We start from the raw sequence: 16,963 nt of genomic DNA, 5'->3' as shown, positions 1-16,963 counted from the left end.
TCTCAGCGGCCGGTGTTTTCCTGTTCTGTCTCGTCATCCCAGCGGAGCGTAACAAGCCAGTCTGCCCGCTCGTCTGTTGTGTCCACGTCCAGCGTGACTGGTCGGTCAAGAGCCACCGTGCAGCCGGCAGCGAGGAAGGATGTCAACGGATGATCGAGCCGGTCGAGGTCGCCAAGCGTGCTGCCCGTCACCCGGAACGTGAGCCGGCCGCCGGTTGGGTCACGCTCTGCGTTGATGGCATCGGCGAGTTCGAACTGTTCGACAACAGCCTCGGCTAGCTGTGTAGCGAGTTCCCCGGGTTGTGTCGCGACCGGCCCGCTTGATGCCCGCTCGAACTCCTCAAACAGCAACGCCCCCGTGGCTTCGAGCAGGAATCCCCTGCTGTCGGGTGCCGTCACGAACGGGCCGTCTTCGAGGGATGGAATGTCGTACTCGGGAGACTGTGGCACGTAGAGATGTGCGGCCCGGCTTTCACCAGGGAGATAGACTGCAGTTTCGGTGAGTCCAAGACTCTCGACCAGCGCCGCGTAGTTCGCGGCCACCGCGGTGTAGACTCGCTCGGTTACGTCCGCGGCGACAAACCGGGAAGGTGTCAGATACAGCGTGAGGACACCACCAAAGAGTCCGGTCGCACCGAGTGCGAACAGAACCTCCTGCCCCTCCGAGAAGAGAACGCCGAGAGTCAGTGTGAGAGCTCCGACAGCAAACAGCCCATAGGCAGTGCGGCGGTACTTTGACTGTCTAGCGCGTGCGTACTCGGTCCGCAGCCGGCGGTTTTCCTCCTCTAGAAGCTCGACACGTGCGGCGAGGTCGAGGTTGTCCTCTTGGGCGGGGACTGTCTCAGTGGTACTGCTATTCTCTGGAGTGGTTGTCGACGCGTCAATTGGTTCGCTCTCGTCAGCTGTCATTATCTATCATCGTCGTTGGGTCAGTTCCAGTCGAAACATCTGTACCATCGTCCACCAGTCCGAGTTGGAGAAGCAGGAATCGGTGTCCCGCGTAGGATGCCACGCCAAGCATACCCAACACGGTGGGCGCGAGGAGCCAGATGGGCAACGCCTCGGCGAGGAGCCAGATGCCCCCGGCAAGTAACCCGGTCGTGACGAGGACAACGGCAGCGAATCCTGTCGGATATGGCGTGGTCGCGACAGGCGCGAGCACCAGCACGAGCAGAGGTGTACCGACGAGCGTGACCGTCAACAGTGTCACCGGCGATGGCACCGTTGGGGCCGCCAGAACTGTCCCGGCCGCGAAGGCATACGGCGACCCGAGGAGATACCAGACGCCAGCGGTGACGATGCCGGCAAGCGCTCCAACAGGGCCAGCAAGGAACGATAGCGCGGCGACAAACAGGAGACAGGCTAACGCTGACAGCCATGTGTGGCCGCCGGCCACGGGCACCAGTTGCGTGTCCTCGCCCCAGACCGGGGGAAGGCGGCTGTCGGGCTGTCGGGTCGACGCAGAGTCCGATTGCTCGCGAGGAGTGCTCACGAGCGCCCACCTCCGGCCGGTGAACGCTGTGTGCCACCCGCAGCGAGGACGGCACCAAGCCGGTCACCCGGTCCAACTTCGAGGGCCGTGACACGGTCGAGGTGTGAGAGTTCGCGCCGGAGTTCCTCGAAGGCAACGTAGCGCTCGTAGCGGGCTTCGAGGTCTCGGACAGTTCCGGTTTCATAGAGCACCGTCGGCGCGAGTAAGAGCAGCACCTGCCCCCCGTTTCGGGCCGCCAGCGTCGCCGTCTCGCGGAGTTCCCGTGGGTCCGAATCGTCGGTACAGATGATGGAAACCTGCTGGCCAGACCGCCTGGCGAGTGTCGTCCGTACGGCACCCAGCAGCGGTTGGTCCGTCAAGTGTGTCCGATAATACTGCTGGCTATCGTAGAACGGCTGGAGCGTTGTGCTAAACTGGTCGTCTCCAGCTTCGAGTGCGACGAGAGACTGTCGGGCACCGTCCATTGGTCGCTGGACAGTACTCACCTGGGAGAGCCCTCCGAGTGTCACGGAGCCATCGCTGACCGGGTCAGCCTGCGCGTCTGTAGTGGGTTCGAGGTCTAACAGTGTGCGACGAATCGCGTTGTAGTGGCTGGGCGTCGTCGTCGGTTCGAACCGCGAGGTGATGCCCTCGTCGCCGACCGATACCATGCCAAGCGGGTCGTCGAGTCGCTTTGCGCTGTCGGCGAGCGCGAGGGCGACCTCCCGGAGGTACGCTAATTTCGTCTCTGCGGGTGGGCCGGCCGCGAGTGCGCTTCGGTGGTCGACGACCAGCAGCGTTTCTTGATCGGTTTCGGCTTCGTACTCACGGACATACGGCGAGTCGAGGCGGGCGGTCGCGTTCCAGTCGATACGGCTGGCCGAGTCACCCGGGAGGTACTCACGCAGTTCCGCTGGCTCGACGCCCGAACCCGGGTGGTCGGCGGCGTGTTCCCCGTAGGCAAGCAGCGCCTGGTCGCCCCCCTCGCCGACGTGGACGTTTCGCGGCCCGCGGGGCTGGACTGTCACTGCTGTTGTCTCACCGACGGGAACGGTCTGTTCGAAAAGGCCATCCGAGACGGTGACGTGTGCCTGGCTAAACTCGTGGCGACCGGCAACCGGCCAGCGCACGTCGACGGTCGTCTCGGCAGCCGTCTCTCCCGGATCAAGCTCGACAGTTCCGTCCTTACCGTCGGTTGCGGCTGGCAGGCCAGTCCGGATAAAACAGGCGAGTTTCGACGGCCGGTCGACTGTGGCACTCAGCGTGACAGTCGTCGTCTCGTCGGTCCGGACTAGCGTGCGCGCCGGCACCTGATTCACTGAGAGCGCCGAAACGAGCCCGGTGGTCGCCCGAGAGAACAGGTACTGCCGCGAGAGAACCCACGCGCTCAGAAAGACCGTTCCAAGGAGAGGGAACGCGCGACCGAGAACCGTCGCCAGGGCAGCGAGTACAGCACCAAGCCCTGCAATCCCCCATAGCCGGCGCGTGGCTTTCATATGCTGTGATTTTTCGGCGTACTGTTGAATGTATTGGTTGGTATCAGGAGACAGATTTTTGACCTGACACCTGCTCTCTGTGGATGTGAAACGCCTCGTCGTTGCTAGCCTCGTGATTGCCGTGATGGTCGCCGGGTTCCCGATGGTGGGTAGCGGCGACAGTGGGATGGCGACGGAGACAGACACAGCGGGGGAGCAGTCGGCTGACCTGCCTGGGCCAAGCAGTGCTGTCCTCCAACTCAACGATACGGACGGGAGTGGCAACGAGACCGAGCGCCACCGGAATCCCGACGACCGCGACGGGGAGGGCGACGAAGGGGCCCTTGGGTCGTGGCTGTCGGGCCGGTTAGCTGACAAACTGGGTGGAGGGGCAATTCAGATTAGCGAGGGGCAGTACGAACTCGCGCGTAATGTGCTCGGTGACGACTACGACAAACGGCTCGAACAGTTCATCGAAGTCGCTGGTGACGCCGGCAACACGACCGCCGAGGAAAAAGAGGAGACACTGCGGAGCGCCCGCGACAAAGAAGAGGAACTCATCGACCTCCGCCAAGAGTTCGAGGAGACGCGGGCCGCATACGAAGAAGCCGTCGAAAACGGGAACACCGAGCGCGCCCGCGAACTCGCCCGCGAACTGGTCGCCCTCGCCGATCGAATCGAAGACGTCAGTGCCGACCTCAAAGAGTTGCTCGCTGGCGTTGAATCGATTACCGGAGAGGATCTCTCGGAAGTGCAGACAACAGTCGAGCAACTCCAGAACGAGAGCACAGCAGAAGCAAGCGAGATTGCCACGCGGGTATTTGAGAGTACCGAACTGTCGGTCGACATCGCGAACGAACGTCTCTCCTTTCTTGATCCGGCAGTGCTGACAGGACAGATACAGACTGTCGACGGCGAACCGCTCGCCGACGAGGAGATACGGCTGACAGTCGGCAACAAAACACACAGAGTCGAGACGGGGCCGGACGGCGAGTTCAGTCTTGAACACCGGCCAACCGACCTGCCGCTGTCCACGGATACGTTGCCGGTTGCATACGTTCCCGAGCCAAACTCTATCTACCTAGGAGACGAGACCAACGTAGACGTCACCGTGATGCAGGTCGAGCCGACGCTGGACGTACAATCCGTTCCAGAGCGAGTTAGCTTCGGTGAGACGGTGACTGTCAGCGGCGACCTCAGTGTCGAGGGAATACCCGTCGATGGCGTTCCAATTGCGGTCACGCTCGGCGGGGAGAGACTCGGGACGATACCAGTCAGCGATGGGTCGTTCGAGCGCGCCATCGAAATACCAGCGAGCGTGCCCGCGGGTGAACAGGAGCTGTCGGTTTCGCTTCCCTTCGCGGAGCGGGCGCTCGCAGGCGTTGAGGAGACACAGACGGTTGTCATCGAAGAGACCAACACGTCACTGTCGGTGACTGCCACCCAACTCAACGGGAGCGCGCTGCAGGTGAATGGTGCACTCACGACCAGCGACGGCCTCGGAGTCGGCGGACAGTCGGTCGATATCACGCTCGACGGTGAGCGCATCGGGACCGTGCGGACCCAGAGCGACGGCAGCTTCGCCACGATACACCCAATCATGCCAGACGAAGGCGGCGAGAAGGTACAAGTAGGGACGACGTTCGACGGCACAGGGTCGAACCTCCGTCCATCACAAGCTGACACGATTGTGACGCTCGAATTGGTCGCCGGTCCCAATGAGCCGGGTGGTAGTGGTGGGCCGGGTGGTAGTGGGTCGCTTGTCGACGACACGTCCCTACTCAATGTGGTTGGTGAAAACGCCCTTCTGGCCGGGGCAGTACTGGGGGCAGGTGTGCTTGGACTGGTACTGATAGCGGCCCGGTTGTCTCGGCGACCTGATAACGATGGTCCGGGCGGCGATGGGACGATTCGTGACCCGGAACCGTCGGCAGAGCGCGAGACGAACGTACTTGACTCGCTGTTCGACCACGCGACGACGCAGCTTGAATCCGGCGACGCCGAATCCGCCATCGAGGCCAGCTATTCGGCGGTCCGCCGACAGTTTGAAGCCACGATAGACACCGGGCAGGCGCTTACACACTGGGAGTTCTATCGGGCATATCTTGACGCCGGAGACAAAAGCGAGGAGACCGGCGAGTCCGACACCGAAGACGCGCTCCGGGACCTCACCGAGACATACGAGCGGGCGGTGTACAGCCCGGGCACGGTGCAAGTCGACGAGGCGGCGCGGACCGTCGAGCGCGCCCGGCGACTGTGTGCCCGGACCGACGGCGGAGTGACGCCAAGCGAAGAAAAAGCGTGACCCCGAACGCCAAGAGCGAAAGCGAAGGATGAACCAACCCGGCTCGGCGACTACCAGGTAATTCCTTCATAGACGATGCCGTCCCGGCGAGAGATGATACGACGACCGTCAACGACGATAGGCTCTGCCATCCGGTCGAACTCCTCGTCGAGTGCTGCGAACTCATCCCACTCTGTCACGACGAGTGCGGCGTGTGCACCGTCCAGTGCCTCACCAGCGGAGTCTGCTGCTGTAAACTCGACCTCAGGGTAGCGTTCGCGCATATCCTTGACTGCGACAGGGTCGTAGGCGATAATGTCTGCGCCACGGTCTCGGAGCTTCTCGATAACCGGAACTGCTCGGGAGTTACGCGTATCGTCGGTGCCGGGTTTGAACGACAGACCCAGCACGGCAACACGCTTGCCTGCCACGTCGACGTGCTCGTCAAGCAGGGCGAGGAGATGGGCTGGTTGGCTGTCGTTACGCTCTTTGACAGCGTCGAGGACCATGGGGTCGATTCCCCGGTCGCGGGCGGCCGCGACGAGCGCATCGGTGTCTTTCGGGAAGCAACTACCCCCCCAGCCGACTCCGGAACGAAGGAACTTCGCGCCGATGCGGTCATCAAACCCCAGCGCCTCGGCGACTTCGTAGCTGTCGACACCGTAGGCCTTGCAGATGACGCCGAGTTCGTTGATGAGGCTGACCTTCGCGGCGAGGAAGGCGTTGCTCGCGTACTTTATCATCATGGCTTCACGGGTCCCCGTGTGGACGAGTGGAACGTCATCCTCGGCGGCCGCAATGACCGGGTCGTACAGCGTGTCGAGGCGCTTGCCTGCCAACTCAGAGTCCGTCCCGATGACGATTCTGTCCGGCGAGCGGAAATCTTCGACGGCACTGCCCTCTCGGAGAAACTCGGGGTTAGTCGCGACGTGGATGTCCACGCCGAGTTCGGCATCGGCGGCCTCGGCGATGGTCGGAGCGATGCGTTCCTCAACGACGCCCGGGACAGTCGTGCTCTTGACCACGACGACATGGGAGTCGTCTTTTCCGGCGAGAGTCTCGCCGAGGCTTTCGGCGGCGGCTTCGAGAATAGAAGTGTCGATACTTCCGTCCTCGTTTGAGGGGGTCGGGAGAGCGAGTAGCGTGAGGTCCGTATCGAGGATGTCCTCGTAGTCAGTTGTCGCAATGACCCCGTGTCCGCCGTGTTCTGCGAGAAGGTCGGCGAGCCCCGGTTCGTGGATAGGCGACTCCCCGTCATTGATAGCTTTAACAATCGAATCGTCGATGTCGACGTTCGTGACGCGGTGGCCAGCGTCAGCGAGACAGGCCGCAACTGTCGTCCCGACGTAGCCCGAGCCGACGATGCTGACGTTCATACTGGTGGTGACTACCCGCGAGTTGTTAAACGTCAGTATTAGTGGTTGGAGCGGGGATGGTGTGTCTATCGTGAGGCTGGCTAAGAACGGCAAGAAAACGACCATAGCCACTGCGTTCATCCCAACGCTTATTTTACTCACTCAAGCAGTATATGTACACATGGACGCTGTCGTACTCGCTGCGGGAGAAGGAACCCGACTCCGCCCGCTGACCGAAGACAAACCCAAAGGGATGGTCGAAGTCGCGGATAAGCCAATTCTCACCCACTGTTTCGAGCAACTCGTCGAACACGGTGCCGAGCAGTTGGTCGTCGTCGTCGGCTACATGAAAGAGACGATTATCGAACACTACGGCGACGAGTTCGAAGGAGTGCCGATTACGTACACTCACCAGCGTGAGCAAGATGGGCTAGCCCACGCGCTGTTGACCGTCGAGGACCACGTTGACGACGACTTCATGCTGATGCTCGGAGATAATATCTTCCAGGCGAATCTGGAAGACGTGGTGCGTCGCCACCGCGAGGACCGCGCGGACGCCGCGTTTCTGGTCGAGGAAGTTCCCTGGGAGGAGGCCAGTCGCTACGGGGTCTGTGACACCAACAAGTACGGCGAAATTATCGAAGTCCTCGAAAAGCCCGAGGACCCACCGTCGAACCTCGTGATGACCGGCTTCTATACGTTCACGCCCGCCATCTTCCACGCCTGTCATCTGGTGCAACCGTCGGGTCGCGAGGAGTACGAGCTATCCGATGCGGTTGACCTGTTGTTGCAGTCCGGGCGGACTATCGATGCGATTGGGCTGGAAGGGTGGCGCGTCGACGTAGGCTACCCGGAAGACCGTGACGAGGCCGAGCGGCGATTGGAGGGTGACGAGTCGGTCGAGGCAGAGGCTGATTAAATCTGTTACATGACCGCAAATTATCGTAGTCTATGGTACGCCAGTTACTGAGTCTCGAAAAAGGCTAAACCGCGAAAGCTGAGCGGCGGTCTGACAGGGACTGTTGCTCAACAAGGGCGGTATTTGTGTTACATGGTTTCTAACAACGCCCTGCAGTATCGTAGCGTCACGTTGCAATGACAATCGAGGAACCAGTAGAAGAGTGGGACGTTATCTTCGAGGAAAAACAGATAGAATTTGATGTTGCAGAGCTGCGATGTGGCATTGAACTTAACTCGTGACCATCAGTCTCAGAACACCCATACAGCAGCTTACTCGTAGTACTGAGTACCATTTGAGGGTCGAACATCGCACCAATAGACTATCCGTTTCTTAGAGCCAGTCGCTCAAAGAAACGATGTTTTGTTGACCGCGTGGACTCCCGGCATAGCGACTCAAACTATGTTTTTATCGCGGCTACAGGATTCTTGGCGCGTGCCTGGATACGCATATTGCTGTCGTATTACCATTCACTCGTGATTTAATATCTTAATAGAAGAACGTGGCAGACGTATTACTGATAGATGTGTGTTAATTAACCAGTGACCGATAGTCAAGTGTGGATAAACAGATGTTAAGTTAACTAAACACACCTGAATGGAAGGTCCTTTATCGTAACAGAACTAGCTCCGAATAGAAATAATATGGGGAGTAGTGAAAGATAATGAAAGCAGTAGTGCTTGCTGCAGGGGAGGGACGGCGATTGCAGCCGTTGACTAGCAGACGGCCCAAGCCAATGATTCCGGTCGCAAATAAGCCAGTTCTAGAATACGTCGTCGAAGCAGTGGCTGAAGCGGGGATCGAAGAAGTAGTGCTTGTCGTTGGATACAAGCGCGAACGAATCCAGACCTACTTCGAGAACGGGGACAAATGGGATATCGAGATCACCTACGCGATTCAGGACGCTCAACTCGGAACAGGACATGCCGTCCAACAAGTCCAATCCCTGGTCGACAATGAGTTCCTCGTTCTCAACGGTGACCGGATTATCGACGCAGATCTCGTCGAGGAGGTCCGCGAAACCGAGTCGCGGGAGACGCCTGCAACCATTTCGGTGACGCGTGTGGAGCCGGCACAGGAATACGGGATCACTGTGACTGACGACGACGGGCTCGTTCGAATCGACGAGAAACCGACCGGCGAGTCCCAATCCACCGTTATTAACGCCGGTGTCTATCGATTCACGGACACGATATTCGAGGCCATCGAGAAATGCAATCGGTCGCCGGACGGAGAAGTTTGTCTCCCGAGTGCGATCAATCATCTCGCAACGGAGACGACCGTCGACATCGTCAAGTATCACGGCCGGTGGCTGGACGTCACCTACCCGTGGGACTTGCTATTCGTCAACGACACTATCGTGACGGCCCACGAGGCTCCGGAGAACGGCCAGGTCGCCGAGTCAGCGACGGTCACCGACCGTGTGCACATCGGCGAAGGGACCGCCATCCACGCGAACGCGACGGTCAAGCGAGGAACGTCACTGGGGCCAAACGTTACCGTCGGGACGAATGCCGTCGTCTCGAACGCCGTCGTCATGCAGGACGCGACCATCGATGACGGGGCCGTCGTCCGTGACTGTATCGTCGACGAGAACGTAACGATTGGACCGAACGCGACAGTTGCCGGTGGAACAGCGACGGTCGCTGTCGAGGAGACGGTCCACACCGACGTGACTCTCGGCGGTGTCATCGGCGCGAACACACGTCTCGGTGGTGGAGCCGTCATCTCCCCAGGGACGGTTATCGGTGACGACGTCACCGTCAGGGACGGGACCACCGTCGGCGGCCAGATCGAATCGAACGCAACCATCTACAGAGGATAAGAATGTGTGGAATCATCGGCTACATCGGCTCACAGGACGCACTGCCAATCGTTCAGACAGGTCTACAGAATCTCGACTACCGGGGGTACGACTCCGCGGGTGTCGCACTCGACAGCGGGTCGATTGAGGTGTACAAGCGCGAAGGGAAAATAGACAACCTCCTCGATGTCGTTCCGGAGGCAAGTGACGCGAACTGCGGGATCGGACACACTCGCTGGTCGACACACGGGCCGCCGAGCAACGCGAATTCACACCCGCACACCGACTGTACTGGCCGTATCGCAGTCGTTCATAACGGCATTATCGAAAACTATGACGAACTCAAAGCGGAGCTGTCGGGTCACACCTTCACCAGCGGGACCGATACTGAGGTCATCCCGCACCTTCTCGAAGACGAACTGGACGGCGACACCTCACCAGTAGAGGCTATCAATGCCGTGGTAGACCGGCTTGATGGGAGTTACGCGTTCGTCGTGACGATTGCGGGCACCGACGCGATTCTGGCCGCACGCGAAGATAGTCCACTCGTGATTGGACACGCTGACGATGGGGCGTATCTCGCTAGCGATGTCACCGCGTTCCTGGGCCACACGCGTGACGTTTCGTATCTCGAAGATGGCGACGTGGCAGTCCTGACCGACGGTGACGTGGAAATTCACCGGGGTGGGTGCCCTGTCGAACCGACGGTCGAAACGATCGACTGGGAAGCCGATGCCGCCGAGAAGGGCGGGTATGAGCACTACATGCTCAAAGAGATTCACGAGCAGCCACAGGCACTGCGCCAGACAATCTCCGGTCGACTCGACACCGACATCGGTGATGTCGACCTCAATCTCAACATCCCCGAGGAATATCTTCAATCACTCGAGGAGGTGCAGTTTGTCGCCTGCGGAACGTCGTACTACGCGGGTGAGTACGCGGCGCGCCTGTTCGAGAAGATAGCAGACGTCAGAGCGACAGTAAGCCTGGCAAGTGAATACATGTTCGACGGCGGCCGCGACCCATCGCGGACACTTACTATTGCGGTTACCCAGAGCGGTGAAACAGCGGACACACTCTCGGCCATTCGTACGGCTGCTGAAGCTGGTGCTCGGACATTAGCTGTCACGAATACACTCGGCAGTACGGTTACCCGTGAAGTCGATGACAGCATGTACATCCGAGCTGGACCTGAAATTGGGGTCGCCGCGACCAAGACGTTCGCCTCGCAGGTCATAACCCTCGCGATGCTTTCGGTGTACACAGGGAAGCGGTGCGGGTCGTTGTCCGGTGGTCGTGCATCGACGCTGCTTGAGAATATGCGGGCGGTTCCCGGTGCAATCCAACAGGTACTGGATCGGGAACAACAGGTCAAGGCGGTCGCAGAGGAGTACGCCGACTCGGATGCATTCTTCTTTATCGGCCGTGACCTCGGGTATCCGGTCGCGCTGGAGGGTGCCTTGAAGCTCAAAGAAATCTCCTACGACCACGCAGAAGGGTTCGCATCGGGCGAATTGAAACACGGGCCACTGGCGCTCGTAACCGAAACGACACCTGTCCTAGCTGTGCTGACGGAGGGGTCGCGGTCGGAGAAGACGTTGAACAACGTGAAGGAGGTCCAAGCACGCGGCGCGCCAGTGATTGTTGCGTCGTCGATGGAAAACGAGAAGTTCGTCGATGAGTTGTTCAAGGTTCCCTCGGCTGGTTTATTCGAGCCTCTCGTCGCAAACGTCTACTGGCAGCTGTTTGCTTATCACGTCGCGGATTCGAAGGGCCGTCCAATCGACAAGCCACGGAATCTGGCAAAGAGTGTGACAGTAGAGTGACTGGTATGATTTTTGTTGGGTAGCGTGTCTCTTTTCTCTACCATGGAGGTGGTAAGCAGGCATCTAACAATACCGTCTGCTGGCAGACTTAGAACAGGGGACGAATTGCCTGATTACTCGGCGTTAGTCAAGTAGTTCGATAGATTGACGATGGCAGTCTGGCGAGTTCTCCTGCGCCTCTCCGCACAGGAGCACGAGCGCTCTCTGAGAAGTGTTTTCCTCGATCAAACGCACGCTCGGGCACGCACGGAGTGGCCGAGCGTGGTACCGCGAGTTCCGCGAAATTGTCCTGATGTGTTCTGTCTACAACATCAAACGAGCTGTCACCCACCAAAATTAAGCTATGTATGGCGATTCACCAAAGCTGAATCTTTTTTCAACTTCGCTGAGAACTCTACATAAAACATGACGAAATACTACAAAACCTATCTGTTCTGTGTTATGTAATCAACAATACACTTCAAAAGAATATAAGATATATCATTAATGATCAAGAATCATTTCCGTAAATCACATTTATTCCATTGTCATATATCTGATTGTGTGCTGATGAATCCATCTGTACATCTGGATAGAGTTCAAGTACCCCGCCTCCACGCCATGTTGGTTTGTAAGTAAAACTATTCTCGCCGAGTGGATAGACCTTTAGCCCGCTCTTTCGAAGTTCTTGTTGACGAATAATAACGAGGCCTGTTTGTGGGCCTGTCTGGATCTCATTGGTAGAGGATACCTCCATAATGTGAGGTTTGTCAGCATAGTTTGACCACTGGAGATATCTGAAAGACACGTAGTCAGCCATAACTCCGTTTTTACTATTCTGCGCCGCAAACACTGTTGCGTCCACCTCACTTTTCTCCAAGTATGGCGTATGGCGTGGTTCTTCTACAATCGGGTTTTCTGGTGCCACGAGTGTGTTTGAAACGGACAATCCGGCAGTCACAAGTAAGAAGGTGAAAAAAACGACACGCATCTGAGAACTGTCTAAGCGGTCATATAGTTCAATCGTACCGAAACTGGCTGCAATCGAAACCAAGGGAATGGTATACTCCGACCATCGGCGAAGTTCCAGAGATTCAAGCTGTTCGATAAACTGCAGTGGCCCCGGAAACGTAAGCGCAACTAGTATTGTACCTGCCAGTATAACTGTCAGTCCTTCCCAGTTGAGCTCGTCCTCTCGAAGGCTCCAAATACCGCCCAGTATCGCTAAAGATATCACTCCCACATACTGCAAGTTATTCCAAAGATTTGCCACAATAGTATCCGAATTGAAGGAGACTCCTCCACCTGGTGCCTCAACTGAAGTTGAAATTAATACGGAGAAAAATGCCAATAAAAGCTCTTCTGCATAGAAAGCCCAGTACGAAATCGCACCTATTCCAAGGAAAAAGATTACTCTTCCTGTATTTGTCGCTTGGTCGCGGTGTGAGAAAACTAGCTGCAACAAAAGCAACAGACACAGTATAGATAGAATATACGGGACAGTAGCTGTATGATACATAACAAGTACTATGATCGGAAAAGCGATCAGTAATTGCAACCGACGGCTTGAATGTAGTGTCGAAAATATGATGAATGCAGTAAACACAGTCATCACACTTCGGGGTATTGCCCTTATCATGTAGTATATATAGATTGAATTGATTGCTAGCAAGGCTGTAGCAACAGCGGCGTAACGCCAGTCTGTGAGTATCCAACGAACGGTTAGGAAGATAAAGAAAATTCCTAGAACACCGACAAGTCCAACAAATAGAACGTTCCATTTTCGCGGTGGAAGATAGGATCCCCCAGCAAGACTGAGTGAGCTAACCATGATGTGATATAACGGAAATGACTCATAGATGTCGAACGCATTAGTAATCTCTGTTGTGTTGAGTAGCGACTCAACAAGATACGCATGTGCCAGCGGGTCTGTGCCACCAACATAGAAATAGTACTTGAGTGTGACTGTATAAATGATATTTAAAAACAAAATACTAGCTTCAAACAATACCCCAAGTTTTAATGCTATTGTTTCCTCATGACAGAAAATTTGCCAGATTATGAGTGTAGAACACGCTGCAATCAAACTGTAATAGATGAGCGACCTGACAAAAACAACAGCAACTAGAACCGCACAGGCCCAGAAAATGAGATATACACTTACGGAACTACGGAGCGGCAATCTTGTCTTAATTCCGCTCTTTTTTTCCGACCGAGATATAGATAAATATAACACTGCTGCTAAAATAAGTGGCACCGAAATATAGCTGCCTTTTATTGCCAAGTTAGGAGAACCGAATGCAACTGGACCCAATAGTCCAACAACCCCAATCACAGCGGTAGCTATCCAAAGACTGTATTGGAAATACGTAGCTACCTTCCGTCTACTCTTGATACCCATCTATTTGTGGTTATAATAGGTGAGTACACGAAATGACAATGCACTCGACACTATCAAACGCCAATTCCATCTTCTATCGTCTTGTACTACTCCCCAGCAATTTATATATCCTGGTATAGCGGTCCCTAAGAGCGTCAGCCTTGCATGAAAAAAGCGACCCAGTAGGGTTGAGTCGGTGACTGAACAATGCTGGTCGCGAGCTGCCTGGGGTCAGCCCACGGCTTGTCTGTTGGGCCGTGAGTGGCATCCTTCTCCGAGAGACGTCGAAATCGAGATAATATCATCGGTTCGGAGCAGTGAAATCGGTATTACTTGCAGCAACCCCGAAGTGGCAGCAGAGGCTCACCGTCAAACCATACAGAAATGACTGCTTTACTGCGTCCAGACACCGCTGTCTTGCCTCATCCGGGAAGTAACGATGTTTTCAGCAGGCGAACCACCGCTGGCGAGTTTGCCCGAGTACTTCCCCGTAAGATAGATACTGACACTACTCAACGAAGTCAAGGAAATTGACTTCCATAGGCAAGAATCGACTTACTCGGCTTCGTTCTGCTACTCCACGAGATCAGTCGATTAGATTGTCTTCAACACGGCAGAGCGAATGATAGGCTATCTAATCATAGGGTATTTATAAACAAGAGACTCTGCTTCAAAATAGATGGGTGAGGCTGAATCGAAGATATCTAACCTAGGTTCTATTTCGCAAGGTGCAGGGATACATATATTAGGCCATATGGTTAAAACGGTTTTAACACTCGTCACCACAGTTATTTTGACCCGTACTCTCGGCGCTTCACTGTACGGTATCTACGCGTATCTTCTCCTCACACTACCACTGTGTCTGATATTTATAAATTTGGGGGCAAATAATTCGTTGTTACGATTCATTCCAAAGTTTGGTGAATCGAATGATAAATCACAGGCTTTTGTGACACTTTCAGCTACTATTTCGTTAATTATGAGTGTTGTAGTTGGGGTTCTTCTTTTTATTTTTGCTCCGACTTTGTCAGAACTGACAATCGATGAATCGCTGTTTAGTAAAACGCTTCGAATTCTTGCACTCATGCTTCCATTTTATGGTCTTACAAATATTGGAGCTTCCGTCTTCAAGAGTATCGAAAAGCTCCATTACACCATTTTAGTCAAGTCAATTTCACGACCACTTTTCCGACTTTGTTTTGTCGGAGGTGCAGTTCTACTAGGGTTTTCTATTATTGGAGCAACAATCGGACTAGTCTTATCGTCGATAGGTACTCTTCTGGTTGCTGTTTTTTTACTGTCAAAAAGCACACATTTTTCAAAAGTAAAAACACCTACGAAATCAGATGTGGTTTCCTATCTGAAATTTTCGATACCACTCACATTTAATCAAATGGGCTCCCTGTTATACAAGAGAACAGATATTTTCATGATAGGTCTCTTTTTATCGAGTGCCGCTGTTGGCGTATATCAAATTTCAATTACACTAGCGGGATTTCTCGCACTTCCTCTCACGGCTTTTAATCAGCTATTTCCACCAATTGCATCTCGCCTGTACAGTAACGGTCGACTTTCAGAACTTGAAGATCTTTACGAGATCGTAACCCTCTGGATTTTTACCATTTGCTTGTTCCCGACAATATTACTAGTCATAAACGCTGAAGAGGTCTTAGAGATATTCGGAGATGGGTTCTCAGATGGTGTCTGGGTTGTGACGTTAATTTCGCTTGCACAGTTGGCCAATGCTGCTGTGGGAGCTAGTGGATATCTACTTATGATGACGGACCATCAGTATATTGTTACATTAAACCAAGTCGTGAGCGGGGTTGCAAACGTTGTGTTAAATTACATCCTTATTCTTGAGATGGGCCTCATTGGAGGTGCTGTCGCAACAGCAACTGTTATTAGTTCAATAAATATCGCTCGAGTTGTCCAAGTATGGTATTTGGAAGATATTTTCCCATACAACTTGAACTATATTAAACCAGTTATTGCAGGCGGCGCTGCAGCTGTTATTTTATTCCTATTAGGTTTCAAATTATCCGGATTACAGCTACTTGTGCTCAGCTTGATCCTTGGCGGATCTACTTATTTAGGAATCATTATTATGCTGCTCTCTGATGATGAGATAGAGCCGATTAAACAGATAATAGCAGAGTGAATTTCTTCAAGTCACAGTTTGAAGCCAAGCGTAGACGACCCGGCCTGAATACAAAAATAGAAAGAGGAATAATTTGTGAATCTCTATTTAGCCCATGAACGTTCTCCAAGTTTCTCCTAGTCCAAGCTATCCTCCTACCTCCGGTGGTGACCACCGCACACACGGAATCGTAAAATCAATCCCCGGAACAGGTGACACAGTAATTAGATATGCACAACGGGTTCCGCCTTCAGCATTGTTTGATGGTTCCTACAAACAGGCTGTCGAAATAGAAAAAGATTATAAAGAAATCCGGAATGTGAGTTTTATAGAGAATACATCTAGAATATTGGGCATATTCAAACTCCCGTCTTCTACATTACTCCAATTTTACCTACGGTTTAATCCCACTGATACGTTGACATCTCTCGTTCAGTGGGCCGATATCATCATCGTGGAGGGTCCGTGGCAAGTACAATCAATTGTCGAAATGACCAATGATGTACCTGTTTTGTATTCAAGTCATAATGTCGAATTCAAACACTACAATCATCTCAACAGTGGTATAACAAAGCCCCTGTTCAAATGGGTTTATCGTCAGGAAAAGAATGCAGTCCAGATGTCCGATGGCATCATCTGTGTTTCCGAGCGTGATCTTACACAATATAGAGAAACCTGGGCTATTGACAGTAACACGTTTATCGCACCAAACGCAGTGTATGAGGATGACTTGATGATGCCGTCGGACCAGAAAAACGTCGCTCGACCAGATGGTGTTCCAGAGAACCAGACGACCTGCTTATTCGTTGGGACTGACCGTGCGCAGAATGAGCAGGCGGCACGTACACTCGTCAATTTGGCCCCTTCTTTTGACGGTCATCTACACATCGTGATAGCTGGCTCTGTCGGCAAAAACTTCTCCACAACGCCGTCAAATGTCACAACAACGGGGTTCGTTGATGCCCTCTATCCATACTATCATCATGCAGATATCGCACTCAATCCCGTGACAACCGGCGCGGGCACGAACATCAAACTGCTCGAGTACTTCGCAAACCGGGTTCCTGTGGTCTCGACACCGTTTGGAGTCCGTGGGTACGATGTGGAAGACGGGTACCACGTCACTGTCACCTCAGACAGTGAATTGCTTGAATCAGCCGTTGAATTATCTCGCTCGGGTAAACAACAAAAGCAGCAGATTGAAGCTGGATTTGAATTTGTTAAGACCCAGACTTGGAGCAACGTATCTGCAAATCTCCTTTCCGAGATTCGGAGTGTCTTCGGTGTTTAAA

The 16,963-nt window shown here is 54.4% G+C and carries 11 protein-coding genes and 1 pseudogene; 7 read left to right on the top strand and 5 right to left on the bottom strand.

Features of this window, described 5'->3' with window-relative positions; genetic code table 11:
- Positions 1-2: 2 nt before the first annotated feature.
- From N5098_RS01605 to N5098_RS01595, 3 genes are read right to left on the bottom strand one after another with little or no spacing between them, the layout of a single operon-like run.
- Positions 3-908, bottom strand: coding sequence for a DUF7982 domain-containing protein (locus N5098_RS01605; RefSeq protein WP_267635931.1), 906 nt, complete (start codon positions 906-908; stop codon positions 3-5).
- Entirely contained in the window at positions 898-1,491 is a 594-nt protein-coding gene (locus tag N5098_RS01600) for a DUF8163 family membrane protein (protein WP_267635930.1), read from the bottom strand. Before N5098_RS01600 ends, N5098_RS01605 begins: the two co-directional genes overlap by 11 nt.
- Complete coding sequence (locus tag N5098_RS01595) at positions 1,488-2,966, bottom strand: DUF58 domain-containing protein (RefSeq protein ID WP_267635929.1); 1,479 nt, start codon at positions 2,964-2,966, stop codon at positions 1,488-1,490. Before N5098_RS01595 ends, N5098_RS01600 begins: the two co-directional genes overlap by 4 nt.
- A gap of 85 nt (positions 2,967-3,051) precedes the next feature.
- Here N5098_RS01595 and N5098_RS01590 point away from each other — a divergent pair, with 85 nt between their 5' ends.
- Positions 3,052-5,250 carry a hypothetical protein gene (locus N5098_RS01590; protein ID WP_267635928.1) on the top strand — a complete coding sequence of 733 codons (2,199 nt, stop codon included), beginning with the start codon at positions 3,052-3,054 and terminating at the stop codon, positions 5,248-5,250.
- Between the two features lie 50 nt (positions 5,251-5,300).
- On the opposite strand, the gene aglM is transcribed toward N5098_RS01590, so the two are convergent.
- On the bottom strand, positions 5,301-6,605 hold the full coding sequence (aglM, locus tag N5098_RS01585) for a UDP-glucose 6-dehydrogenase AglM (RefSeq protein ID WP_267635927.1): 1,305 nt from the start codon (positions 6,603-6,605) through the stop codon (positions 5,301-5,303).
- 160 nt (positions 6,606-6,765) lie between these two features.
- On the opposite strand from aglM, the gene aglF reads away from it, so the two are divergent.
- The 4 genes and pseudogenes from aglF to N5098_RS01565 form a co-directional block, all read left to right on the top strand.
- Positions 6,766-7,503, top strand: a complete 738-nt coding sequence (gene aglF, locus N5098_RS01580) for a UTP--glucose-1-phosphate uridylyltransferase AglF (RefSeq protein ID WP_267635926.1) — start codon at positions 6,766-6,768, stop codon at positions 7,501-7,503.
- A 703-nt stretch (positions 7,504-8,206) separates the two neighbouring features.
- Complete coding sequence (locus tag N5098_RS01575) at positions 8,207-9,367, top strand: sugar phosphate nucleotidyltransferase (protein WP_267635924.1); 1,161 nt, start codon at positions 8,207-8,209, stop codon at positions 9,365-9,367.
- Positions 9,368-9,369: 2 nt separating this feature from the next.
- Positions 9,370-11,172 (top strand): glutamine--fructose-6-phosphate transaminase (isomerizing), encoded by a 1,803-nt coding sequence (gene glmS, locus N5098_RS01570; RefSeq protein WP_267635923.1) that lies wholly within the window; start codon positions 9,370-9,372, stop codon positions 11,170-11,172.
- Between the two features lie 188 nt (positions 11,173-11,360).
- A pseudogene (locus tag N5098_RS01565) lies at positions 11,361-11,512 on the top strand (IS5/IS1182 family transposase); the annotation flags it as partial.
- Positions 11,513-11,662: 150 nt separating this feature from the next.
- Here N5098_RS01565 and N5098_RS01560 read toward each other — a convergent pair.
- A complete protein-coding gene (locus N5098_RS01560) occupies positions 11,663-13,486 on the bottom strand; it encodes a hypothetical protein (protein WP_267635922.1) in 1,824 nt (607 codons plus the stop codon).
- A 724-nt stretch (positions 13,487-14,210) separates the two neighbouring features.
- On the opposite strand from N5098_RS01560, the gene N5098_RS01555 reads away from it, so the two are divergent.
- Entirely contained in the window at positions 14,211-15,692 is a 1,482-nt protein-coding gene (locus tag N5098_RS01555) for an oligosaccharide flippase family protein (RefSeq protein WP_267635921.1), read from the top strand.
- Between the two features lie 94 nt (positions 15,693-15,786).
- Positions 15,787-16,962, top strand: a complete 1,176-nt coding sequence (locus N5098_RS01550; RefSeq protein ID WP_267635920.1) for a glycosyltransferase — start codon at positions 15,787-15,789, stop codon at positions 16,960-16,962.
- Position 16,963: the final 1 nt, after the last annotated feature.

It is taken from the genome of Halovenus rubra (assembly GCF_026586665.1).
GTDB classification, from domain to species: Archaea; Halobacteriota; Halobacteria; order Halobacteriales; family Haloarculaceae; genus Halovenus; species Halovenus rubra.
Note: the sequence above shows the minus strand (reverse complement) of the source record. Positions and strands in the feature narration are given on the sequence as shown.

Excerpts from the sequence above, each read along its gene's own strand:
- N5098_RS01605 (WP_267635931.1), bottom strand. The coding sequence starts at position 908 with ATGACAGCTGACGAGAGCGAACCAATTGACGCGTCGACAACCACTCCA.
- N5098_RS01595 (WP_267635929.1), bottom strand. The coding sequence starts at position 2,966 with ATGAAAGCCACGCGCCGGCTATGGGGGATTGCAGGGCTTGGTGCTGTA.
- aglM (WP_267635927.1), bottom strand. The coding sequence starts at position 6,605 with ATGAACGTCAGCATCGTCGGCTCGGGCTACGTCGGGACGACAGTTGCG.
- aglF (WP_267635926.1), top strand. The coding sequence starts at position 6,766 with ATGGACGCTGTCGTACTCGCTGCGGGAGAAGGAACCCGACTCCGCCCG.
- N5098_RS01575 (WP_267635924.1), top strand. The coding sequence starts at position 8,207 with ATGAAAGCAGTAGTGCTTGCTGCAGGGGAGGGACGGCGATTGCAGCCG.
- glmS (WP_267635923.1), top strand. The coding sequence starts at position 9,370 with ATGTGTGGAATCATCGGCTACATCGGCTCACAGGACGCACTGCCAATC.
- N5098_RS01555 (WP_267635921.1), top strand. The coding sequence starts at position 14,211 with ATGGGTGAGGCTGAATCGAAGATATCTAACCTAGGTTCTATTTCGCAA.
- N5098_RS01550 (WP_267635920.1), top strand. The coding sequence starts at position 15,787 with ATGAACGTTCTCCAAGTTTCTCCTAGTCCAAGCTATCCTCCTACCTCC.